Genomic DNA, 23534 nt, shown 5'->3' with positions numbered 1-23534 from the left:
CGTGAGACCTGTCACAGCACCGGGAGAACCGCGTCATGATCGGGCGGCGCGGACCTCTCATGAGACGTGAGCATGCCCGCGCCGTCGCCGAGCGCACCGCCGCACCTGCCGGTCGCCCGGCAGCCGATCTGGACGACGTCCGGACGACTGCACGGTCACGAGTACCTCTACCGGTCGCCGACGGGCCTGCCCGCCGGGGTCGACAGGTGGAGCGCACACCTCCAGGACGGTGCGACCACGGCGGTGCTCACAGCCCTCTTCCACGACGGTCCCCCACCCGGCGACGCCCTGGCGTTCGTCAACGTCACCCGGTCCTTCCTCGTCCGTGACCTGCCGTTGCCGCCCTCCGCCGGGCGGCTCGTCATCGAGGTCGTCGAGAGCGTCGAGGCGGGGCCCGACGTGCTCGACGGGCTGCTCCGCCTCCGCGCCGCCGGCTACCGGATCGCACTCGACGACTTCGTCGCGTCACGCGACCAGCTCGCGATGCTCCGGTACGCCGACTACGTCAAGATCGACTGCCGGGACCTCGAGACCGGTGGCGACGAGCTCGTCCGCGTCGCGCGCGCCTTCGGGGCGCGGCTCGTCGCGGAACGCGTCTCCAGCAGCGCACGGCGCGCCCGGTGCACCGAGCTCGGGTTCGGCCTGCTCCAGGGCGACGCGCTCGGACGGGCGGTCACGCTGACGCTGTGACCTCCGCCGCCGGCCGCATCGCTCTCGGTCGGCAGCACGCATGCTCGGCGCGGGTCATCGCGACCGTCCGACGTCACGCAGCCTGCCGCCGGACCGGGCGGGACCGCTGCCGGTGCGGCATCCGGGTGACGGGCACGACGGCAACCGGGTGACGACTGCGCCGACGTGCGGCGTCGGGACGACGCGTCGCGCACCGCCGTACGACGACGCGTCACGCCGCATCGGGCGACGCGGCGGACGGTGCTGCGCGGCGCGGCAGGAGGTGCTGCGCGGCGTGGCCCCGTCCGGACGGGGGTGCTTCAGGCGGTGCCGGACGACGCCGCGACGCGGAGGACGGCGCGCTCGACGGCGAACCGCGGGTCGCGACCCTCGCCCTTCACCTCGGCGTCCGCCTGCGCGACCGACGAGATCGCCGCCGCGAGACCCTCCGGCGTCCACCGACGCAGGTCGTTGAGCGCGCGGTCGGTCTGCCAGGGAGCGAGACCCAGCTCGCGCACCGCGCCAGCACCCCGGCCGCGGACCGCCGCGACCTTCGCGAGCACCCGGAGCTTCGCGGCGAGCGCGGCGACGATCGGCACCGGGTCCACGCCGGTCGCGAGCGCGTGCCGCAGCAGCGCGACCGCCTGCCCGGCGTCGCCCGCGACGGCCGCGTCGGCGACCCGGAAGCCCGTCGCCTCGATCCGCCCGCCGTAGTAGCGCTCGACGACCTCCGCACCGATCAGCCCGGTCGTGTCCGCGACCAGCTGGGAGCACGCCGCGGCGAGCTCTCGCAGGTCGCTCCCGACGGCGTCGACCAGCGCGCGCACCGCCTGACCGTCCGCACGACGCCCGGCGCGCCGCAGCTCCGCACTGACGAACGCCGTCTTGTCCCCGTCGGTCTTCACCGCGTCGCACGCGACCGTCGGGACGCGCTGCGCCTTCAGCGCGTCGAGCAGCTTCTTGCCGCGCTGCCCGCCCGCGTGCCGCAGGACGACGACCACGTCCGCGGCAGGCGCCGCGAGGTAGGCGGTCACGTCGGCGATCAGGTCGTCCGACGCGCGCTCCAGACCCGCCACCACGACCAGGCGGTCCTCGGCGAACAGCGACGGGCTCGTGACGACCGTGAGCGTGCCGGTCGTGTAGTCGGCGGCGTCCAGGCGCGTCACCTCGAGTCCCGGGTCGCTCGCCCGCCCGAGCTCGATGAGCCGGTCGACGGCGCGGTCGGCCAGCAGGTCCTCCGGGCCGCTCACCAGGACGATCGGCCCGGGCTCGACGTCCTGCCAGGTCGGGCCTGCCGGTGCGGCGGAACGGGCGGAGCTGCGGCGGCTGGCGGGAGGCACGCGCACAGCCTGCCAGACGGTGCCGACGCTCACGGCGGCTCGCGCGACGGCCACGAGAGGCGGACGGTCGCGGCGCCCGCGACGGCCAGCAGGATCACGCCCGGGACGCCCGGGAGCCACGTGACCGCCGCGCCCGGCGTCCCGGCGACCGCGCGTGCGACCGTCCCGACCCACCAGCAGGCCGCTCCCGCGAGGCCGGCGACGACGTCACCACCGGCCGGCCACCAGGTCCCGACGACCGCCGCCGCCAGCCCCAGCACCGTGGCCGGCGCGACCGCCGGGGCCGCCAGCATGTTGGCAGGGACCGCGAGCACCGAGACCGTCGGCGTGACCAGCAGCACGACCGGAGCGCAGGCGACCTGCGCCGCGACCGGGGCCGCGAGCGCGGTCGCGAGCGGCCGCGGCAGACGGGTGGACCAGCGCTCCGCGAGGGGTCCGCCGAGGAGCACGAGGCCACCTGTCGCCAGCACCGACAGGACGAACCCGAGCTCGGTCGCGAGCCAGGGGTCGACGACGAGCAGCACGACGACCGACGTCGAGAGCGCGGCCGGTGCGGCCGCCCGCCGGCCGAGCAGCATCCCGCCGCACCCCACGACCGCCATCACCGCGGCCCGCAGGACGCTGGGCGACGCTCCGACGAGCGTCACCAGTGCCCCTCCCACCAGGAGGACGGCTCCCGCCCGTACCGCCCGCGGCGCGCCGAGCGCACCGACCCCCGCGACGACGAGCGCGCCCACGAGCGCGAAGTGCGCACCTGACACCGCCGTCAGGTGCGTGAGGCCCGAGACGCGCAGCGCGTCGCGCAGGTCGTCGGGCACACGTGCCGTGTCCCCGACCGTGACGCCCGGGAGCAGCGCGCCGGCGTCGCCGGGCAACCGGTCGGCCTGTCGGTCCACCGTCGCGCGCAGCGCCCCAGCCACCACGTGCAGCGGCGGCGCGTGCGCCACGACCGTGGGCGCGTCGTCGGTGACGAGGATCGCCGCGGCGCGGTCCCCCCGCGGAAGGACGGACCACCGGCCGGCGACGACCACCCGCTCCCCCGGTCGCACGCCTCCCCAGCTGCCCGGACCGAGCACGACGACCGACCCGCCGCGCTCCGTCGCGGTGGCGCCCGACCCCATGTGCTCCACCCGGACGTCGACCCGGGCGCGCGGCGGCGCCCCGGGCCACGAGGACGCGAGCGGCCGGGCGAGACCGTCGACGGTGCCGGTGACGGTCGTCGTGCCCTTCGCACCCGCAGCGGCACCGTCCGCCGGTGTCCCGAGCGAGTCGGGCGCGGTCGCGTCCGCGGACGGCATCCCGTCCGGACCCGACGCCGACACCCCCACCGCGAGCGCGTCGCGCGCGGCGACGTGGGCCGCCCCGGCGCCCAGCACCGCCACGGCGACCACCAGCGCCAGCGCGACGGACGCGCCCCACGACGCCGGCCCTGGCCCGGCTCGTGCCGTACGACCGGTGTGCCGCCCGGACCGCACGCCGGCGGCGGCGAACACGGACAGTGCACCGGCGGCGCACGCGCACGCCACCATGCGTCCCGTCGTCGCGTCCTGCCGGACGACGACGCACGCCGCGAGCCACGCGACGAGCGCGGGCGCCACCAGCCGCAGGTCGACCACGCGGCGCGGCGCCGCACGTTCGCTCGTGGCGACACGCGAACCCCGAGGCGCCGTCAGCCCTGCCGGTGGACGCGGCGCTGCACGGTCACGCGTCGCGACGGCATCCGCACGCGATCTGCGAGGGACCGTCGTGACCGTGGGCGCACGGCGACGGCGGGGGAACCGCGCAGCGTGCGGGTCGCCTGGCGCCGGTTCCGACAGACCCGCGTCGGGGCTCACCGCGTGCGCTCTCACACGCGCACCGAGGAGCGGAGGGTCTCGAGGAGCGCGGGGCCGATGCCGCGGACGTCGGCGAGCTCGTCGACCGTCGTGAACGGGTGCTCCGCACGGTGCTCCACGATGCGTTGCGCGAGGACGGGACCGATCCCCGGGAGCGCGTCGAGCGCGGTGACGTCGGCCGTGTTGAGGTCGACGAGCCCCGCCGGTGCTGAGCCCGCGGCCGACGCGCCTCCCCCGCCTGCTGACGTCGGGAGCGGTGCGGCGGGCTGCTCACCCACCCGCAGCACGACCACCTGCTCGCCGTCGACGACGACGCGTGCCAGGTTCACGGTCGACAGGTCCGCGTCCGCCGCGGCGCCGCCCGCCGCCGCGAGCGCATCGGCGACGCGAGCACCGTCGGGCAGCCCGACGACGCCCGGCGCCGTGACCGCGCCGACCACGTGCACCACGACCGACCCGGCCGACGGTGAGGCCGCGGGGTCAGTCGTGCGCGCGCGGTCTCGTGCGTCCCCGCTCCCCGCCGCCGCGTGAGACGTCGTCGTCACCGCCGGCGCCGGGATCTCGACCGCTGGTCCCGACGCACGGGTCGAGGCACGGACCGCGACCGTCCCCGCCCCGAGCACGACGACGACGGCCGCTGCCGCGGCGACGCGCCACGACACGAGCCATCGGACGTGGGGTGCGTCGCGCCGCCGGTGCGCGAGCGCGTCGTCCTCCTCCCCGAGAGCCGCCGCCGCGCTGCCGTCGAGCGGTGACCGGCCGTGGGACGCGAGGTAGCCGTCGCGGACGAGCCCGAGCGCTCCGCCGACGTCCCAGCCGCCCGGCGCGGGGGCTGCGCCGTCCGGAACCGGCGGCGACGTCGCGCCGCCCGTCGCCCAGCCTTCGCCGCCCGCGTCGAGCGCGCTCGGGCCCGCGTGCGACACGACCGTCACGCCGTGCGCCGCCCAGGCCGCACCGGCCGGGTCGAGCGGGCCAAGGTGGGGCGGTGACGTCGCTGTCGCGCCTGATGCTGCCCAGCCGTCGGCGATCGGGTCGGGCGGGAGGCGGTCCCCCGGCCAGCCGGTCGTGGGGCGCGGCCGGACCGCGCGCGTCGCGGGAGCCCGTCGGGACGGCGAACCGACGGATGCTGCCGTGTACAGGCGCGCCGAGCGGGGCGCCTCGTCGAGACCCGGTCCCCCGTGGGCGGCGACGGGTCGCCCCGAGGTCGGTTCGGCGTCCGGCACGTCATGGCGCTCGTCGTCGCGTGCGGCGGGCGGTACGACGACTCGGAGTCCGCGTGCGGCGCCCGCACGCGTCGGCGTGACGGTCGACCCCGCCGCCGCGTCGCGGCCGGACCGGAGGGGCGCGTCGCGGGACGGTGTCCATCCGGCGGGGGGCCGCCCCGCGACGTCGGCGAGGCGTCGGCGGGGAGCGTCCTCGGGGTTCCTGCGCACGCCGCGACGCTAGGGACGTCGGCCCGGTCCGGGGTACCGCGTCGCCCTGCACGGTGCGACTCACGCCGGCCGCCCGGGCTGTGGACGGCTCACGTGCCGCCGCCGGGCGGGTCCGGCCGCGCGCGACGCGACGCGGCGACGAGCGCCGGTCCGGACCGGTGTCACGGTGCGGGTCGCCGGCACGTCCACGGGTCAGACGCCACGCGTCAGGCGCCAGGCGTCACGCACCAGGCGTCACGCACCAGGCATCAGACCCCAGGCGTCCGACCCCAGGCGTCGGACCCAGGCGTCACGCGTCGGCGACGACGATCGCGAGGAGGCCGGGGCCGACGTGCGCCGCGATCACCGCGCCCGCGTCGCACGTCACGGCGTCGACGACCCGCTGCGCACCCCACACGCGGACCTGCTCGGCGACGGCGCCGGCGAGCTCGGGCTGCTGGAGGTGGTGCACGGCGACGCGTGCCGAGGTGCGTCGTGCGACGTCGGCGACGGCGAGCGCCTCGAGCCGGTCGCGTGCGGCGCGACGGGTCCGCACCTTCTCGACGACGACGACGGACCCGTCGCGGACGGTGAGGATGGGCCGCAGCCCGAGCACGGTGCCGAGCGCGGCGGCGGTCGCGCCGAGCCGGCCGCCGCGGCGCAGGTGGTCGAGCGAGTCCACGAGGAACCAGACCCGGCTGGACGCGGCGACGGCGCGCGCGACGTCCGCGACCTCGGCGCCGCCGGGGGTCGTCGGCCGCGCGAACCTGCCCTGCCACCAGCCGCGCACGCCGCCCGCGACCCGGGCGCCGCGGGCGGCCGACGGCTCCGTCGCGGACGGCGACCGCGCCGCGCGCGCGGCGGCGAGCACCGCGAACCCGAGGGCCATGCCGGCGGTGCCGGAGTCGACGACGTGCACGGGCACGGGCACGGTCGCGGCGGCGACGCGCGCGGCCTGGACGGTCCCGGAGAGGCCGCCCGCGAGGTGCACGGACACGATCTCGCGGGCTCCGGCGGCGACGGCGCGCTCGTACGCGGCGGCGAACGCGGCGGGCGGCGGCTGCGACGTCGTGACGCGGGCGCCGCGGCCGAGCGCGGCGAGGAGCTCGGCAGGGCCGAGGTCGACGCCCTCGGCGTGCCGTTCGCCGTCGACGACGACGTCGAGCGGCACGACCTCGACGCCCCAGGCGGCGGCGTCGGCGGGGGTCAGCGTCGCCGTGGAGTCGGTGACCACGGCGACGTGCGGGCGGGTGCCCGCACGTCGCCCGGTGGTCGCGGTCAGGCCGGCACCACGTTGACGAGGCGCGGCGCGCGCACGATCACGGTGCGGACGTCGCGACCGGCGAGCGCGCGCTGCACGCCCGCGTCGGCCAGGGCGAGCGCGGTGAGCTCGTCGTCGGCGACGTCGGTGCTGACCTCGACGCGGCCGCGCACCTTGCCCTGGACCTGCAGGACGCAGGTGACGGTCTCCTCGACGAGGTGGGCCGGGTCGGCGACCGGGAACGGCTCGTGCGCGAGCGACCGGTCGTGACCGAGCCGCTGCCAGAGCTCCTCGGCGACGTGGGGAGCGACGGGCGCGGTCATGAGCACGAGCGCCTCGACGGCCGCACGCGGGGCGGCGTCGAGCGTGGTGAGGTGGTTGTTCAGCACGATGAGCTTGGCGATCGCGGTGTTGAGGCGCATCGCCTCCATGTCCGCGGTGACGTCGGCGATCGTGCGGTGCAGCACGCGCAGAGTCTCGGTCGACGGCGCGTCGTCCGTCACGACCAGGGCGCCGGTCGTCTCGTCGACGACGTTGCGCCACAGCCGCTGCAGGTAGCGCTGCGACCCGACGACCGCGCGCGTCTCCCACGGGCGCGACAGGTCGAGCGGACCCATCGACATCTCGTACACGCGCAGCGTGTCGGCGCCGTACTCGGCGTACATCTCGTCGGGCGTGACGGCGTTCTTGAGGGACTTGCCCATCTTCCCGTACTCGCGGGTGACGGGCTGACCCTGCCACGTGAAGGCGTCGCCGTCCTCGACGACCTCGTCCGCGGGCACGTAGACGCCGCGCTCGTCGGTGAAGGCCGCCGCCTGGATGTAGCCCTGGTTGAAGAGCTTGTGGAACGGCTCGGCGCTCGACACGTGGCCGAGGTCGAACAGCACCTTGTGCCAGAACCGGGCGTACAGCAGGTGCAGGACGGCGTGCTCGACGCCGCCGACGTACAGGTCGACGCCGCCGACCGAGTCGCCCGGCTGCGCACCGTGGCCGGGGCCCATCCAGTAGCGCTCGAGCTCGGGGTCGACGAGCCGCTCGTCGTTCGTCGGGTCGAGGTAGCGCAGGTAGTACCAGCACGACCCGGCCCAGTTGGGCATGGTGTTGGTGTCGCGGCGGTACTGCTTCGGGCCGTCGCCCAGGTCGAGCGTGAGCGTCACCCACTCGTCGTTGCGGCCCAGCGGCGCCTCGGGAGACGACTGCGCGTCGTCGGGCGCGAAGGTGCGCGGCGCGTAGTCGGGCACCTCGGGCAGCGTGACGGGCAGCGCGTCGGCCGGCAGCGCGACGGGCAGGTCGTGCTCGTCGTAGACGATCGGGAACGGCTCGCCCCAGTAGCGCTGGCGGCTGAAGAGCCAGTCGCGCAGACGGTAGGTGACGGTGCCCTCGCCGATGCCGTGCTGCTCGAGCCACGCGATGATCGCGGCTTTCGCCTCCGGGACCGACAGGCCGTCGAGCGAGATCTCGTCGTTCGACGAGTGGATGATGCTGCCGTCGCCGGTGCGCGCGCCGTCCGGCGTGCCCTCGGGGGCGTCGACGGTGTAGACGACCGGCAGCTCGAACGCCTGCGCGAACGCGAAGTCGCGCTCGTCGCCGCCGGGGACCGCCATGATCGCGCCGGTGCCGTAGCCCATGAGGACGTAGTCGGCGGTGAAGACCGGCAGCAGCTCGCCGTTGACGGGGTTCGCGGCCAGGTGGCCGGTGAAGACGCCCGTCTTGCGGCCCGCGTCGGCCTGACGCTCCACGGCCGTCTTCGCAGCGGACTCCCGGCGGTACGCCGCGACGGCGTCGACCGGCGTGCGGTGGCCGCCGGTCCACGCCGCGTGCGTGCCGTCGGGCCACGTCGACGGGACCTCGTCGAGCAGCGGGTGCTCGGGCGCCACGACGACGAACGTCGCACCGAACAGCGTGTCGGGACGCGTCGTGAAGACCTCGACCTCGCTGCCGCCCTGCACCGCGAACCGCACCTGCGCGCCCTGCGAGCGACCGATCCAGTTGCGCTGCATCGAGCGGACCTTGTCCGGCCAGTCGATGTGCTCGAGGTCGTCCGCGAGGCGGTCGGCGTACGCGGTGATCCGCATGTTCCACTGGCGCAGGTTCCGCTGGAACACCGGGAAGTTGCCGCGCTCGGAACGCCCGTCGGCCGTGACCTCCTCGTTGGCCAGCACCGTGCCCAGCCCCGGGCACCAGTTGACCGGCGTCTCCGAGACGTAGGCGAGGCGCTGGGAGTCGACGACGCGGCGACGCGTCACCTCGTCGAGGTCGGCCCACGTCGCGCCGTCGGCGACGCCGTCGACGCCCGCGGGCAGCGCGCGCCCGGCCTCGTAGGCCGCGACCAGGTCCGCGACCGGACGGGCCGCGCCGCGACCGCCGTCGGGACGCACCGCGTCCTCGTCGTACCAGGACTCGAAGATCTGCAGGAAGATCCACTGCGTCCAGCGGACGTAGTCCGGGTCGATCGTGGCGAACGAGCGGCGCGGGTCGTGCGCGAGGCCCAGCCGGCGCAGCTGGCGCTGCATGATCTCGATGTTCGCCTCGGTCGTCGTGCGCGGGTGCTGACCCGTCTGGACGGCGTACTGCTCGGCCGGCAGGCCGAACGCGTCGAAGCCCAGCGCGTGCAGCACGTTGTCGCCCTGCATGCGGCGGAAGCGCGCGACGACGTCGGTCGCGATGTACCCGAGCGGGTGCCCGACGTGCAGGCCCGCGCCCGAGGGGTACGGGAACATGTCCATGACGAAGAACGGCTTGCTGCCCGGCTGCGCGAGCCGCCCGTCGCCGTCGGTGAGCTCACCCACCGGGTTGGCGGCGAAGAACGTCCCGCGGCGCTGCCACTCGTCCTGCCAGCGGAGCTCGATCTCCTGCGCGAGGGCGGCGGTGTAGCGGAACGGGACCTCGCCCGACGGGCTGGTCGGGGCGGGGGCGGAGGTGTCCTGCGACGTCACCCGAGGAGTTTACCGACGCGCCCGTGACGCCCGCACACACCGGTCACCCCGACGCCGCGGCACGTCGCGCACCGTGCGCGCGCCCGGTGGACGCTCCCGTGGACCTGCGGCGCGACCAGGCCGCTCCTACGATCGCGCCATGGGCGACACCTCGGACGCCGTGCGGCTCGCCGCGGCGGAGGCGGAGGCGGCGAGAGCCGCCGCGGAGGCGGTGCGGCTCGAGGCCGCCGCGGCACGCGCGGAGGCGGAGGCGCGGGCGGCCGAGGTCGCGGCGTTGCGCGCAGCGGCCGGATCGGGCGGAGCGCCGACGACTGCCGTGCCACCCGACGCTGCCGCGAGCGTCGCTCCTGCGACCGACGCTCCCCCAGCCGTCACTCCCCCGGCCGACGCTGCGACGCCCGCCGCTGCCGCCGCTGCGGACGCGCGCGCGTCGGCGCGACCGGCGTCGGACGGGACCGGCCCGGACACGGGCGGGGTGGAGGCCGGCGGCGAGGAGGCGACCGAGCCGGAACGCGTCCGGACCGTGCGCGAGGGGTACACGTTCGCGGGCCCGACGCTCGACCTCGGCGTGCTCGTCGAGGACGGCACCCCGGTGCCGTCGGCGCGGGTCGGGGTGCCGCTCGGGCTGCTCAACCGGCACGCGCTCGTCGCGGGCGCGACGGGCACGGGCAAGACGCGCACGCTCCAGCTGATGGCGGAGCAGCTGTCGTCGGCAGGCGTGCCGACGTTCGTCGCGGACGTGAAGGGCGACCTGACGGGCCTCGTGGTCACGGGTGCGGCGTCGGACCGGCTGACGGAGCGGACGCGCGCGCTGGGGCAGGACTGGTCGCCCGCGTCGTTCCCCGTCGAGCTCTACGCGCTCGGCGGCGTGGGTCAGGGCGTCCCGGTCCGCACGACGGTCACGGACTTCGGGCCGCTGCTGCTGGCCAAGGTGCTCGGCCTCAACGCGACGCAGGAGTCGAGCCTGGGGCTCGTCTTCCACTGGGCGGACCAGCAGGGTCTCGCGCTGCTCGACCTGGCGGACCTGCGGGCAGCCCTGCAGTGGCTGACGTCCGACGACGGGAAGGTGGAGCTCGCGGGGATCGGCGGGCTGTCGAAGGCGACGGCAGGCGTGATCCTCCGCGAGATCGTGGCGCTGCAGGGTCAGGGCGCCGACGCGTTCTTCGGCGAGCCGGCGTTCGAGGTGGAGGACCTGCTGCGGACGGCCGCGGACGGGCGCGGCGTGGTGTCGGCGCTCGAGCTGCCCGGCGTGCAGGACCGGCCGGAGCTGTTCTCGACGTTCCTCATGTGGCTGCTGGCCGAGCTGTTCGAGGTGCTGCCCGAGGTCGGCGACCCCGAGAAGCCGCGGCTGGTGTTCTTCTTCGACGAGGCCCACCTGCTCTTCGCCGACGCCTCCGACGACTTCCTCGCGCAGGTCGTGCGGACGGTCCGGCTGATCCGGTCGAAGGGCGTGGGCATCGTCTTCGTCACGCAGAGCCCCAAGGACGTGCCGCCCGACGTGCTGGGGCAGCTCGGCAGCCGCGTGCAGCACGCGCTGCGGGCGTTCACCCCGGACGACGCGAAGGCGCTGCGCGCGGCGGCGCGCACCTACCCGACCTCGACCTACGACCTCGAGCGCGTCCTGCAGGACCTCGCGACGGGCGAGGCGGTGGTCACGGTGCTCGGCGAGCGCGGCGCCCCGACGCCGGTCGCGTGGACGCGGCTGCTCGCGCCGCGCGCGTCGATGGACGCGGCTCCCGAGGCGACGGTGGCACAGCTGGTCGCCGCGTCCCCGGCCACGGCGCGCTACGGCGCGACGGTCGACCGCGAGTCGGCCGCTGAGCTGCTCACGGCCCGGCTCGAACGCGCCGAGGCGGACCGGGAGGCGGCTCGCGACCGGGCCGAGGCGGAGAAGGAGCAGGCCGCCGCGGAGAAGGAGCGGGCCGCCGCGGAGAAGGAGTTGGCGCGACGCGAGCGGGAGGCCGCCCGGGAGCGTCCGGCGGCCCGCCGGTCCTCGCGGTCGTCGTCGGACCCGCTGGACTCGTTCCTGCGGTCAGCGGGCACTCAGCTCGGGCGTGAGATCACGCGCACGCTCTTCGGCACCCGTCGTCGCCGTCGCTGAGCCGCCCGGGACTGCACCGACGGCGGCCGGCGGCGCGGACCGCCCGACCGTCAGGACGACGAGGAGGCCGAGCGCGGTGAGCCCGGCGCCGACCCAGGCGGGCGCGAGGTAGCCGAGACCGGCCGCGATGACGAGACCGCCGAAGAAGGCCCCCGCCGCGTTGCCGAGGTTGAGCGCGGAGTGGCAGAGGGCCGCGCCGAGCGACGGCGCCGCGGGCGACACGTCCATGAGCCGCGTCTGCAGGGACAGCCCCAGCACCTGCGACGTCACGCCGAGCAGGACGATCGCGGCGACGGCGGGCACGGGGTACGGGCCGACGAGTGCGATCGCGACGAGCACGACGATGGTCGCGACCATGCCGCCCACGACGGTCCCGAGCACGGACCGGTCGGCGAGCCGGCCGCCGACGAGCGTCCCGGCGGTCATGCCGACGCCGTAGAGCGCGAGCACGAGGGGCACGACGGCGACGTCGAGGCCGGTCACCTCGGTGAGCAGCGGCTTGACGTAGGAGTAGACGGCGAACATGCCGCCGAACCCGATCGCGCCCGCGCCGAACGCGACCCAGAGCCGGGAGTTGCGCAGCGCCGCGAGCTCGGTGCGGACGGTCGCGCCCGGCAGCGGCGGCAGTGTGGGCGTCCACGCCCGGAGCGCGGCCAGGGTGGCCAGCCCGATGACGCCGACGCCGACGAACGCCCAGCGCCAGCCGACCGCTGTGCCGACGACGGCGCTGAGCGGGACGCCGACGGCGCACGCGACGGTGAGCCCGGTCATCATCGCGGCGACCGCGCGTCCGCGGCGCTCCGGGCCGACGACCGCGGTGCCCATCACGGCACCGACGCCGAAGAACGCGCCGTGCGGGAGGCCGGCGACGAACCGGGCGAGGACGAGCGTCTCGGCCGTCGGCGCGAACGCCGACAGCACGTTGCCGACGGTGAACGCGACCATGAGGACCAGGAGGAGGCGGCGCCGGTCCGCGCGGGCGCCGAGGGCCGCGAGGACGGGCGCGCCGACGACGACGCCGAGCGCGTACGCGGTGATCGCGTGGCCCGCGGTCGGGATCGAGACGCCCAGGTCGGCGGCGATCTCGGGGAGCAGGCCCATCGTCGCGAACTCGGTCGTGCCGATGCCGAAGCCCCCGAGCGCGAGCGCGAGCAGCGCGAGACGGGTGCGCGCAGGGGTCAGAACCACGGCGGTCCTCCGAACGAATCGATTCGACACAGGGGCGGAGTCACACCGTCGTCAGCTCCGGGATGTGGCACGAGCCTACGTCACCGGCCGCTCCGCAGGGCTGCGGCGCACGTCGGGTGCGTCGCGCCGGCGGCCCCCGCGCAGCGCCCGTCCTCGGTGGCTGCGCACCTGCCGGCGCTCGTCAGCCCTGCGGCACCAGCCAGATCGCGCGTGCCGCGACCTCGCCCAGGTCGACGCCGCCCGCGTCGGGCCCCTCGCCCGCGCGCACCGACACGACCCCGGCGACCGTGCGCCGCTCGACGACCTCGACCGGCGCGTCGAGCACGAGCCCGACCGACTCGACGTAGCGCAGCAGCTCGGGGTCGGCGTCGGAGATGCGCGCGACGGCCCACCGGCCGGGCTCCGCCTCCCACAGCACGCGCGCCTCGAGCGTCTCGAGCGAGCCGTCGGGGCCCGGGATCGGGTCGCCGTGCGGGTCGCGCCGGGGGTGGCCCAGCTGCGCGTCGATCCGCTCGACGAACAGGTCCGAGACCGCGTGCTCGAGCACCTCGGCCTCGTCGTGCACCTCGTCCCAGCCGTAGCCGAGCACCTCGACCAGGAACGTCTCGACCAGGCGGTGGCGGCGCACCATCGCGAGCGCGTGCCGGCGGCCCTCGGCGGTGAGCTCGACGGCCCCGTAGGGCTGGTGCGTGAGGTAGCCCGCGTCGGCGAGGCGGCGCACCGTCTCCGACACCGTCGAGGCGCCCACGCCGAGGCGCGCGGCGAGCATCTTGGTCGTGACGGGCTGCGTCGACCACTCCTGCGCCGACCACACCACCTTGAGGTAGTCCTGCGTCACCGCGGTCAACGGGGGCGTCGGCTGGCTGCTCACGGCGACCAGCGTAGGGCGCGCGCCGGGCGCGCCCGTGCCGTCACCACCCGTCGACGCTCCAGTGCCACGCCTCGCTCGGCAGGTTCTTCAGCCCGTACGCGGGCGCGTGGTCGACGAGCCACCGGTACGCGTCCGTGCCGTGCTGGACGACGCCCCCGCCCACCGTGAAGTCGAGCGCGAGCCCGCGCTCGTGCCGTGACGTCCCGGGCGGCGCGGTCGGCGGGTAGCAGACGCCCGAGGCGCTGCAGTTCTGCGCACGCAGCGCGATCTGCTGCTCGCCGCTGCGCCAGCCCCACGCGTGCAGGTCGATCCCCTCGGCGCGCGCGGCGAGCATGAGCTCGTCGACCGCGGCGGCGAGGCACGGGTGCACCCGGACGCCGGTGGACGTCACGACCGTGTCCGACTGCGGGACGGGTGCGTCGACGGCGGTGCAGTCGGTCGCGAGCTCGGCGCGCCGGACGAGCAGCTCGGCGGGCACGTCGACGCGCCACAGCTCCTGACCCGTCGCCGCGAGCAGCAGCACCGCGCCGTCCTCGAGCCGCACCGACGACCCCGGGCCGCCGCTCGTGCCCGTCGACCACAGCAGGGTGCCGTCCGCGGCGGACAGCACGAGGTTCCCGTCGTCCTGGACGACGAGCCTCGCCCCCGGGTCGGTCGCCGCGGGCGCGGACCATACCGGGCGGCCGTCGTAGCTGAGCGCGAGCGTGGCCTCGTCGAGCCGCAGCCGCAGCCGCCCGTCCGACGACCCGAGCTCCTGCCCGGTGGCCAGGGGGGCGCCCGCGGCGAGCTGCGACGGCCCGATCGCGGTCTGCGACGACCACAGCGGCGTGCCGTCCGGGTCCCACAGCACGACGTCGCCGTCGTCCTGGACGACGAGCGTCGCGCCCGGGTGCCCAGCGGTCCGGGTCCGCCACGGACGCCGGCCGTCGGTGTCGGTCACGACGAGGTTGCCGTCCTCGCGCAGGACGAGCGACGAGCCCGGCTCGTGCGTGCCGGCGGACCACCGGGTCGACGCGTCCGGTCCGAGCAGCACGACGTCGCCGTCGTCGAGCACCTGGAGCGTGTGCCGGCCGTCGGGCGACGTCAGGGCGTCCCCCGGGTGGAGCTCGCCACCGGGCAGCAGGATCGACGGCAGCACGGCCGTGCCGGACTCCCACGCGACCGAGCCGTCGGGCGCCTCGACGACGACGTCGCCGTCGTCCCGCACGACGAACGCGGCCCCGGCGGTCCCCGCCGTGCCGGTGCTCCACACCGTCGAGCCGTCGGGCGCGACCAGCACGACGTCGCCCTCGGGGGTCACGGTGAGGCGCGCCCCGGGTGTCGCGGTGCCGGCCGTCCAGCGGGGTACGCCCTCGGCGTCGTAGAGGCCCAGGTCGCCGTCGGGCTGGACGACGAGCGTCTGCGTCCCGTCGGCCGACACGAGCCCCTGCCCCGGGTCGAGGGCCTCCCCCGCGAGCAACCGGTCCTGACCCGACGCGGCACCGGCGGGCACCGCGCCCACCAGCACCGACGCGACGACCGCGAGCACGACCGCGACGACGGCCGCCGCCCGACGGCCCCGGGTCCGCGCCGGCGCACGGTCCACCTGTCCTCCCACGCCTTCCCCCCTCAGCGCACGTTCGGCTGGTGCGAGGGGAGGCGGTGTGCCACGACCATGGCCCCACTCGCGTGCCCCCACCCTAAGTGACGCCGGTCACATCGGAGAAGGGTGATTCGTCCCTCCGCGGGGCGACGGCGTCGGCGCCGGGACGGGCCACTGCAGCCACGGGCTGACGGACGCCGACGCGTCGGGGCGGACCTGCACGAGCCGGTAGTCGACGATCCGGCGCCGGTCCGGGTCCCAGCGCAGCACGGTCATCTCGGCCGTCCCGTTGAGCGGTCCGACCGTCGGCTGCCCGAGCGTCGCGCCCGCGGTGCTCGAGCTCACGTACTGCACGCCCTCCCCCACCACGGCCGGGCCGACACGCTTGTGCAGGTGCCCCGAGACCTGCGCCGGGACGCACCCGTCGGTCAGCGCCGGCGTGCCGACGCGCGGCGTGTGGATGAGCAGCAGGTCCACGCCGTCCTCGTCGTCGCACGCGGTCTGCGCGAGCCGTTCCGCCATGTCCTGCGGCGACTCGTCGGTCGCGGACGTGCCCGAGCCGATGCGCGTCTGCGCGGGGTCGTGGTCGCCGAGGATGCGCACGCCGTCGACCTCGACGACCGACCCGTCGAGCACGCGCGCACCGCTGCGCGCGTACACCGCCGACGTCTCCGCCGAGTCGTGGTTGCCGGGCGACGTGACGAGCTCGACGCCGTCCGGGACGGCGCGCGCGAACGTCGTCACGCAGTACTGCTCGACCCCGGTCCCGTTCATCGTGGTGTCGCCCGCGTCGAGCAGGACGTCCGCACCGGACCGCTCGACGACGGTCGCGATGAGGGGCGCCATCCCGACGTTGCAGTGCAGGTCCGAGACGACGACGAGGACGACGGGTTCGGGCTCGTCGTCGTCCGTGTCCGCGGAGGACGTCGGGCTCGCGGTGAGCGGGTCGCGCGCCTCCTGGGCGTCGATCACCGGCTGCGTCGCGTCCCACGCCGCGTCGAGGGCCGTGCCGGCGCGCGCGTAGAACGCCTGGTTCTCGCGGTAGGCGTCGACGACGTACCCGCCGTAGGTGTCGATGACACCGCCCAGGCGGCCCGTCACGCGCGCGCCCTCCAGCGGGGTGTCGTCGAAGACCGCCGACGCGGGTCGCGACGCGTCGGGCTGGTCCCGCTCGCCGACGCTCGCCGTGAGGACCGTGCCCGCCACCACGACGGCCACCGCACCGCCCGCGATCGCGCGCCGGTGCGGGCGCAGCGCGGCGACGAGCTCACCTCGACGCGCCGGTCCGAGCATCCATCGACCGAGCCACCACAGGGCTGTGAGCAGCGCGAACGTGAGCGCCGCCCGACCGAGCGCGTCCGCGACGAGCGCCCGCGCGACGTCCTCGAGCGCCGCCTGCGGGGCCGAGAAGAACGCGAGGTAGCTGCGCAGGTCGCCGTTGAGCGCCTGCAGCGTCGTCGCCTGGTCGAGCTCGGTGACCGCCGCCGGGATCTCCTGCACCGTGACGCGCACGCCCAGCGTGAGGGGCAGCGGCGAGTCGATCTGCAGAGTCCCGACGGGTCCCAGGTCGATCGTCACCGTGTCGTCGGTCGTCACGTCGTAGCGCGCCTCGTGCGGGCCGAGGCTCAGCTCGACGGACGCGGTCGTGACCCCCACCACGAGCGCGACGAGCGCCCCGGCCGCCGCGACCGCGACCCGCCGCCACGTGCGCGGGGACGGGCGGCGCAGGCCGCGCCACCACGAGCTGCGCGCACCCGTGCCGTCCGGCGTCTCGTCGGGTGCGGTGCTCATCGCGTCCGAGCCTAGACTCGGCCGGGTGCGTCGTCGCGGCTACGTCCTGACGTCCGACTGGCGCGTGGGCGCCCCGCTCGCGCGGTGCTGGGACGTGCTCGCCGACCCCGCCCTCACGTGGCCCGTGTGGTGGCCGCACCTGCGCACGCGCGACGTGCGGCCCGTCGACGGGCTCGTCGGGAGCTCCGCGACGCTGCTGTTCCGGACGCCGCTCGGCTACGCGCTGCGGGTCGGGCTGGTCGTCGAGTCCGCGCAGCCGCAGCGCCGCGTGCTCGTACGCGCGTCGGGCGACCTCGAGGGGCACGGCGACGTCGTGCTCGAGGCGCTCGCACCCGACCGCACGCGGATCGGCGTCGTGTGGGACGTGCGCACGACGCGCGCGTGGATGAACGCGACCGCTCCCCTGCTGGGGCGCGTCTTCACGGCGTCGCACGCCCGCGTCATGCGCCTCGGCGAGCGCGGCCTCGACCGCCACCTCGCCGCGACCGCGCCGGTCGCCGACCCGGCGCGCGACGTCACTGGTACGTGACGAGGTCCGGCACCGGCTGCACGCCGTAGGTCTGCGCCGGGTCGAGCATCGGCTTGTCCTCGTCGACGAAGTTCTTCCAGCCCCAGTGCACCGTGGGCGCACCGGCACGGAGCGTCGCCCACGTGCCGGCCTTCGCGGGCTGCGAGCCCTGCCCGTCGACGTGGATGACCGTGGCGAGCTCGTCGTGCGTCGTGTCCAGCCCCTCACGGCCGCTGATCATGCGCAGGCTGAACTGGTGCAGCACGAGCATCTTCTGCGGGAGCGCGCGCTCCCGGGTCAGGCCCGCGAGCCACGCGCTGACCGCGTTGACCTCGTCGATCCCGACCGACCCGATCTGGCGCAGGTGCACCTGGTCGGGCGCGAGCCGCCACTCCGGGTCGAGCGCGAGTCCCACGTACGGCAGCGCGAGCAGGTCGGTGTAGCGCTGCGCCTGCGTGACGAAGTCCGTCCGCCCCGGCTGCAGGTCGAGGATCACGAGCTGACCCGCCGCACCCGCGGCCTCGACCAGCGGGCGCAGCTCGTCGACCGACCGTTCCTGCGAGTAGTTGCCGTCCGGACCGGGCCCCGCCGACGCGATCGTCGCGATGACCTCGACCGCCGGCACCACCGTGTCGCCCGTCAGCGGGCGGTACGCGTCCGCCTGGCCCTGCGCACGCGCGACCGTCGCGGGCACGTCCTGCTCGCCGAGCACCCCGAGCGCGGCCGTCCCGGGCGTCCCGTACAGCGCGACGTACCGCTTGCCGGGCTGCCCCGGCACCGCCGGGAACACGAGCTGGCCGCCGCCCGGCAGCTCGACGCCCGTCGAGGCCGTCGCGACGCGTGCCGCGAGGCGGTCGGGTGCCCCGAACCCGTCCCCGAGCGCGACGACGTGCGCCGGCCGGCGCTGCGCGAACGCCTGGACCGTGCCCGCGAGCGCGCGCGGGTCGCCGCCGGGCACGTCGACGGCCTCGACGCCCATGACCGCGGCGTTCGCGACCGCGACCGGCAGCGCGCCTGTCACGCCCGTGAGCAGGACCGTCGACTCGACGGGAGCCGGCGGCGCGGTCCGCGGCAACGCCCCCGCGCCCGTCCCGCTCGGCGACGCGCTCGCGCGCGTGCCGCGCGACGCCGACGGGCTCGCGGCGGTCGGCGTCGCGTCGGCGGAGGGCGAGGTCGCGGGCGCGGGTGACGCGCCGTCCGCCCGGACGACCGTCACGCCGTCAGGGACCGGTGCGGTCGCCCCGACCGCCACGGCCCAGCGCGTGCCGAGACGCTCGAGCTCGGCCGCGAGGACGTCGGGCGGCACGCCCGGACCACCGAGCAGCACGGGCGCCCCGAGCCGCGCGCCCTCCCGGATCGCGGCGTCCTGCGCGGCCGGGTCGGCGGCGTCCGCGAGGACGACGACGGGTGCGCGCGCGACGAGCGTCCGGACCACCTCGAGCGCGGCCGTCTCCGCCGACGCCGCGGGCAGCACGGTCGCGGGGAGCGTCGGCTGGACCGCCTCCGCGGCGAGCGGGGACGCCGACGGCGACGGGGTCGCGCTCGCGCTCGTCGTGGGGTCCGGCCGGCCGTCGTCGGCCGTGCAGGCGCCGAGCCCGAGGCACGCGGCGGCGGCGACGAGCGCGGCGGTCCGGTGGTGGACGGGCCGGCGGGTCTGCCGGCGGATCGGCTGGCGCGGCTGACGGATCGGCACGGTCCTCCCTCGACGGTCGGCGCCCCACTGTACGGGGGCGGCTCGTGCGCCCGCCCCTCGGGGGCGTGCTCGGGGAGCGGTGGTGGAGGGGCCGACGCGGCCGTCGGCGGACCGCCCGACCGCGCGGCGACCAGCGGGCGGACCGGGCTTCCGGCCGGCCCGGGGGGAGCGCTACGGTCGGCGGCGACAGAAGCCCCCGGGGAGCGCAGGAGCGCTGAGAGTGCGGCCGGACACCACGTCCCACCCGCAGACCCGTGGAACCTGACCTGGTTCGCACCAGCGTAGGGAGCAGGGCACTCGTCGCCGACGGCCGCGTCGGCGACCGGCGTCCGTCGGGCTCGACGCGACGCCTCGTCGCGCCACCCGGACGGTCGTCGGTCGTGCGCCGTCGCGCGGCCTCGTGCTGCTCGCCGGGGGTCCGCCACCGCACCGGAGGACCACCATGAGCACCCCCGTCACCGCACCCGACCGACGCGCGGCCGCGACCGCCGCCGAGCTCGGCGTCGGCGCCCGCTTCTCCCTGCACCCCGCGTCCGACGACGCCGTGCGCGTGATCCTCGACGCGCTCGCGCACGCCGACCGCGACCGCGTCACCGTGACCACCGACGACGTGTCGACGCTCGTGCGCGGCACCGAGCACGACGTCGTCCGCTACGTCCACGACGTGCTCGCCGCCGCGGGCCGGGACGGCACGCACGTCGCCGCGCACGTCCAGCTGTCCCGCGGCTGCCCGGGCGAGGTCGCGTGCGCGCTGCCCGACGACGTCGTGCTGTCGGCCGTCGCACCGCCCGACCTGCCGCCCACGGGCCTGCGAGCCGCGGCGCACTGGGCGCTCTACCCGCTCGACGACGGCACGCCCGGGCACCCCGGCGACCACATGCGGGCGATCGAGCAGGCGATCGCGGTCGCACGTGCCCGTGCCGCCGTGTCCGCGTCGCACTTCGTCACCCGGCTCGACGGGGACCTCGCCGACGTCCTCGGGGCCGTCGCCGACGCGTGGCTCGCCGCCGCCCGGCACGTGCGGCACGTCGTCGCGCACGTCACGATCACGCTGCACTCGCCGTCGTGGGCGGGCGAGGCGGCGGGCGACGCGGCCGGGGTCGACCGATGAGCGCCGCCCGCGCACGCGTCACGCTCGCCGAGCTCGTCCTGCTCGCGGTCCTCGCCGTCGTCTTCGGGTTCCTCTACTGGGCGCTCGTGCAGGCGTGGGGCGCGCTCCAGCTCGCGATGGGGCCGTTCGGCGACCTCGCCCAGCACGTGCTCATCGGCGGCTGGATGGTCGCGGCACCGCTCGCGGTCTACGTCGTGCGCAAGCCCGGGGTCGGGATCGTCGTCGAGCTCGTCGCGGCGTTCGTCGAGGTCGCGTTCCTCGCGTCGCCCGTCGGACCGACGCTGCTCGTCGTCGGGCTCGTGCAGGGCGCGGGTGCCGAGGCGGCCTTCGCGCTCACCCGGTACCGCCGCTACGGGTGGGGCGTCTTCGCGCTGTCCGGGGTCCTCGCGGGGCTCGCAAGCACCGCGCTCGGCGTCGTGCGGTTCGGGTGGCTCGGGCAGGACTGGTTCGCGTGGCGGCTCGGGCTGCAGGTCGTGAGCGGGCTCGTGCTGTGCGGGCTGCTCGCGCGTGTGATCGGCGACGCGCTCGCGCGGACCGGGGTGCTCGACAACACGGCGCTCGGCCGCGCACGACGCGGCCGGACCGCGACGGGCCCGTCGGAGGCGTCGGTCGAGCCGGCCGGACCCGACGACGCGGAGGCCCAGGTCGACGAGCGGACCGGCGCGCGGTGATCCGGGCGCGCGGGCTCACCGTCCGCTATCCCGACGCACCGCGCGCGGTCCTCGACGGTGTCGACCTCGAGGTCCGCCCGGGCGAGCACGTGCTGCTGCTCGGCGGCTCGGGCGGCGGCAAGAGCACGCTGCTGCGCGTGCTCGCCGGTGTCGTGCCGCGCGTGGTCGACGCCGACGTGTCCGGCGCGGTCGAGGTCGCGGGCGTCCACCTGCCCGCGGACCAGGTCCCGCCGTCGACCGGCTACCTCACGCAGGACCCGGCCGACCAGCTGGTGCTGCCGACCGTCCGCGACGAGGTCGCGTTCGGGCTGGAGAACCGCGCGGTGCCGGCCGCGGAGATCCCGCCACGGGTCGAGGCCGCGCTCCGTGCGGTCGGTGCCGCGCACCTCGTCGACCGGCGCACCGCGGAGCTGTCGGGCGGCGAGGGACAGCGCGTCGGGCTCGCCGCGACGCTCGTCACCGCGCCGGACGTGCTGCTGCTCGACGAGCCGACCGCGCTGCTCGACCCGGCGGCGGCCCGCGGTGTCGCGGCGGCGGTCGCGGTGGCCCGGACGCCGTACCGCGCGAGCGTGCTCGTCGAGCACCGCCTCGACGAGCTGGGCGTCCTGCCGGGGCGGACCGTGGTCCTCGACGCGGGCGGGCGCGTGGCGGCGGACGGCCCGACCGCGGGCGTCCTCGTCGAGCAGGCGTCCCACCTCGCCGGCCTCGGGCTCGCGCTCCCGCTGCGGGCCGAGCTGCGGGCGGCGGGGGTCGGGTCGCTCGACGAGCTCGCCGGGCGCGACGTCCGGCGGACGGCCGTCGCCGCACCTCTGGGGGCACCGGCGGCGCACGTCGTGCTGCGGGCGCGCGACCTGCGCGTGCGCCGTGACGGGCGCGACGTCCTGCACGGCGTCGACCTCGACGTGCGGGCGGGCCGTGTCACCGCGGTCGTCGGCCCCAACGGGTCGGGCAAGAGCACGCTGCTGCTCGCCCTCGCCGGGCTGCTCCCGGCGGCGGGCGGCGTCCGCAGCGGGACCGTCGGGTCGGTCTTCCAGCGGCCCGAGCACCAGCTGCTCGCGCGCACGGTGCGCGACGAGGTCGCGTGGGGACCCCGTCGCGCACGGCGCACCGACGTCGACGCGCTCGTCGCGGCCGCGCTCGGCCGGTACGCGCTCGACGGCCTCGCCGACCACGACCCGTTCCGGCTGTCGGGGGGCCAGCAGCGGCGACTGTCGCTCGCCGCCTCTGCGGTGTGCGGGCACGACGTGCTGCTCGCGGACGAGCCGACCTTCGGCCAGGACCGGCGCACGTCGCTGGCCTGCGGCGACGCCCTGCGCGCGCTCGCCGACGAGGGACGTGGCGTCGTCGTGGTGACGCACGACCTGCGCCTCGTCGCCGAGCTCGCCGACGACGTCGTCGTCCTGCGTGCGGGTCACGTCGCCGGTCGCGGCGCGACGGACGACGTGCTCGCCGACGTCCGCCTGCTCGGCGCGACCGGGCTCGTCCTGCCGCCCGTCGTCGCCGCAGCCGTCGCCACGGGTCGGCCGGTCCGGGCCGTGCTCGGCGCGCTGCGGTCGGCCGTCAGGACAGCGACGGGTGCGGAGGCGTCCCGACGCCCGGAGGGGCGGCGGGCCGTCCCCGCCGGGGCCGTGGGGGGCACGCCGTCGCGACACCCGGCCGGTGCGCCGTGAACGGGCCCGGGCTCGGCCGCGGGCTCCCGCACGACTCGGTGCTGCACCGGCGGAACCCGACCGTCAAGCTCGCGGTGTCGTTCGCCGTCGCACTGGTGCTGCTCGTGCCGGTCGACCCCTGGACCCCGGCGGTCCTGCTCGTCCTCGCGCTCCCCGCGGCGACGCTCGCGGGCCGACTCGGCGCGCGGACCGTGCTGCGCGCGCTCGCGCTCTTCACGCCGTTCGCGCTGTCGCTGCTCGCCGTCAACGCGGTCACGCGGCCGGGCGCCGTGCTCGCGCACGTCGGGGGGCTCGAGGTGACGACGACCGGTCTGACGGTCGGCGGCGCGCTCGCGCTGCGCACGCTGCTCGTCGGGCTGCTGTCCGTGGCCTTCACGCTCACGACCGACGCGGGGCGCCTCATGACGAGCCTGCACCAGCACGCACGGCTCGGGCCGCGGGCGACGTTCGCGGTGCTCGCGGGCTACCGCGTCCTCGAGCAGCTGCCCGAGCGGTGGGAGACGGTGCGCCGCGCGCAGGCCGTGCGCGAGCCCGCACGGCGGCCCGGGGCACGGCTGCCGTCGGACCCCGCCTCGCTGGCGCGCGCAGCGTTCACGGTCCTCGTCGTGTCGCTCCGGCAGGGCGAGCGGCTCGCGATCGCCCTCGAGCAGCGCGGCCTCGGTGCCGGGCCGCGGACCGTGGCGCGTCCGGTGCCGCTCGACCGGCGCGACCTCGTGCTCGCCGTGGTGGTCCTGGGGGCGGTCGGCGTGGTCCTCCTCGCGTCGTGGCGGTCCGGCGTGCTGCGGACGTGGTCGACGGTCGGCTGACGCGGGGGCTGCCGCGGTCCGTCGGCGCGCCGGTCCGCCCACCCCGGGCTCGCCGGGCGGTGCCGGGAGGCGGGTGCGAGGCTCGACGC

At 76.8% G+C, this 23534-nt stretch carries 17 protein-coding genes and 1 riboswitch; of the genes, 7 read left to right on the top strand and 10 right to left on the bottom strand.

Annotated features, from left to right (window positions below):
- Nucleotides 1-72: 72 nt before the first annotated feature.
- On the top strand, nt 73-690 hold the full coding sequence (locus KOV94_RS10805) for an EAL domain-containing protein (protein ID WP_124343151.1): 618 nt from the start codon (nt 73-75) through the stop codon (nt 688-690).
- Nucleotides 691-989: 299 nt separating this feature from the next.
- Here KOV94_RS10805 and holA read toward each other — a convergent pair whose 3' ends face one another.
- The 5 genes from holA to leuS form a co-directional block, all read right to left on the bottom strand.
- Nucleotides 990-2009, bottom strand: a complete 1020-nt coding sequence (gene holA / locus KOV94_RS10800) for a DNA polymerase III subunit delta (RefSeq protein WP_218052032.1) — start codon at nt 2007-2009, stop codon at nt 990-992.
- 29 nt (nt 2010-2038) lie between these two features.
- A complete protein-coding gene (locus tag KOV94_RS10795; RefSeq protein WP_218052031.1) occupies nt 2039-3625 on the bottom strand; it encodes a ComEC/Rec2 family competence protein in 1587 nt (528 codons plus the stop codon).
- Nucleotides 3626-3855: 230 nt separating this feature from the next.
- On the bottom strand, nt 3856-4776 hold the full coding sequence (locus tag KOV94_RS20715; protein WP_308160490.1) for a ComEA family DNA-binding protein: 921 nt from the start codon (nt 4774-4776) through the stop codon (nt 3856-3858).
- 790 nt (nt 4777-5566) lie between these two features.
- Complete coding sequence (locus tag KOV94_RS10785; RefSeq protein WP_218052030.1) at nt 5567-6490, bottom strand: DegV family protein; 924 nt, start codon at nt 6488-6490, stop codon at nt 5567-5569.
- A gap of 44 nt (nt 6491-6534) precedes the next feature.
- A complete protein-coding gene (leuS, locus tag KOV94_RS10780) occupies nt 6535-9453 on the bottom strand; it encodes a leucine--tRNA ligase (RefSeq protein WP_218052029.1) in 2919 nt (972 codons plus the stop codon).
- Nucleotides 9454-9592: 139 nt separating this feature from the next.
- Here leuS and KOV94_RS10775 point away from each other — a divergent pair, with 139 nt between their 5' ends.
- Nucleotides 9593-11554, top strand: a complete 1962-nt coding sequence (locus tag KOV94_RS10775; RefSeq protein ID WP_218052028.1) for a helicase HerA-like domain-containing protein — start codon at nt 9593-9595, stop codon at nt 11552-11554.
- Here KOV94_RS10775 and KOV94_RS10770 read toward each other — a convergent pair.
- From KOV94_RS10770 to KOV94_RS10755, 4 genes are all read right to left on the bottom strand, one after another.
- Complete coding sequence (locus KOV94_RS10770; protein ID WP_124342583.1) at nt 11486-12742, bottom strand: MFS transporter; 1257 nt, start codon at nt 12740-12742, stop codon at nt 11486-11488. The two genes, KOV94_RS10775 and KOV94_RS10770, sit on opposite strands and share 69 nt — an antisense overlap.
- Nucleotides 12743-12923: 181 nt before the next feature.
- A complete protein-coding gene (locus KOV94_RS10765) occupies nt 12924-13613 on the bottom strand; it encodes a metal-dependent transcriptional regulator (RefSeq protein WP_124342584.1) in 690 nt (229 codons plus the stop codon).
- 40 nt (nt 13614-13653) lie between these two features.
- Nucleotides 13654-15198 carry a D-alanyl-D-alanine carboxypeptidase family protein gene (locus KOV94_RS10760; RefSeq protein ID WP_218052027.1) on the bottom strand — a complete coding sequence of 515 codons (1545 nt, stop codon included), beginning with the start codon at nt 15196-15198 and terminating at the stop codon, nt 13654-13656.
- 108 nt (nt 15199-15306) lie between these two features.
- Nucleotides 15307-16986 (bottom strand): metallophosphoesterase family protein, encoded by a 1680-nt coding sequence (locus KOV94_RS10755; RefSeq protein WP_218052026.1) that lies wholly within the window; start codon nt 16984-16986, stop codon nt 15307-15309.
- A gap of 25 nt (nt 16987-17011) precedes the next feature.
- On the opposite strand from KOV94_RS10755, the gene KOV94_RS10750 reads away from it, so the two are divergent.
- The gene (locus tag KOV94_RS10750) at nt 17012-17515 is read left to right on the top strand and encodes an SRPBCC family protein (RefSeq protein WP_200829682.1); all 504 of its coding nucleotides are present in this window, start codon (nt 17012-17014) and stop codon (nt 17513-17515) included.
- Here the strand turns inward: KOV94_RS10750 and KOV94_RS10745 are convergent.
- On the bottom strand, nt 17502-19187 hold the full coding sequence (locus KOV94_RS10745; protein ID WP_225916494.1) for a hypothetical protein: 1686 nt from the start codon (nt 19185-19187) through the stop codon (nt 17502-17504). The genes KOV94_RS10750 and KOV94_RS10745 overlap by 14 nt on opposite strands.
- 187 nt (nt 19188-19374) lie before the next feature.
- Nucleotides 19375-19494: riboswitch (TPP riboswitch) on the top strand.
- A gap of 135 nt (nt 19495-19629) precedes the next feature.
- Here KOV94_RS10745 and KOV94_RS10740 point away from each other — a divergent pair.
- Genes KOV94_RS10740 through KOV94_RS10725 form a run of 4 tightly spaced genes read left to right on the top strand, consistent with a single transcriptional unit; the run spans nt 19630 to nt 23445 of the window.
- Nucleotides 19630-20298, top strand: coding sequence for a YkoF family thiamine/hydroxymethylpyrimidine-binding protein (locus KOV94_RS10740; protein WP_124342588.1), 669 nt, complete (start codon nt 19630-19632; stop codon nt 20296-20298).
- Nucleotides 20295-20969 (top strand): ECF transporter S component, encoded by a 675-nt coding sequence (locus tag KOV94_RS10735; protein ID WP_225916493.1) that lies wholly within the window; start codon nt 20295-20297, stop codon nt 20967-20969. Before KOV94_RS10740 ends, KOV94_RS10735 begins: the two co-directional genes overlap by 4 nt.
- Nucleotides 20966-22639 (top strand): ABC transporter ATP-binding protein, encoded by a 1674-nt coding sequence (locus tag KOV94_RS21265; protein WP_218052025.1) that lies wholly within the window; start codon nt 20966-20968, stop codon nt 22637-22639. The genes KOV94_RS10735 and KOV94_RS21265 overlap by 4 nt, the downstream gene beginning before the upstream one ends.
- Nucleotides 22636-23445 carry an energy-coupling factor transporter transmembrane component T family protein gene (locus tag KOV94_RS10725; protein WP_218052024.1) on the top strand — a complete coding sequence of 270 codons (810 nt, stop codon included), beginning with the start codon at nt 22636-22638 and terminating at the stop codon, nt 23443-23445. Before KOV94_RS21265 ends, KOV94_RS10725 begins: the two co-directional genes overlap by 4 nt.
- The last annotated feature ends 89 nt before the right edge of the window (nt 23446-23534 follow it).

The organism is Cellulomonas algicola (assembly GCF_019024305.1).
GTDB lineage: Bacteria > Actinomycetota > Actinomycetes > Actinomycetales > Cellulomonadaceae > Cellulomonas > Cellulomonas algicola.
The sequence above is the reverse complement of the archived record's forward strand: the minus strand, read 5'-3'. Positions and strand labels throughout refer to the sequence as shown.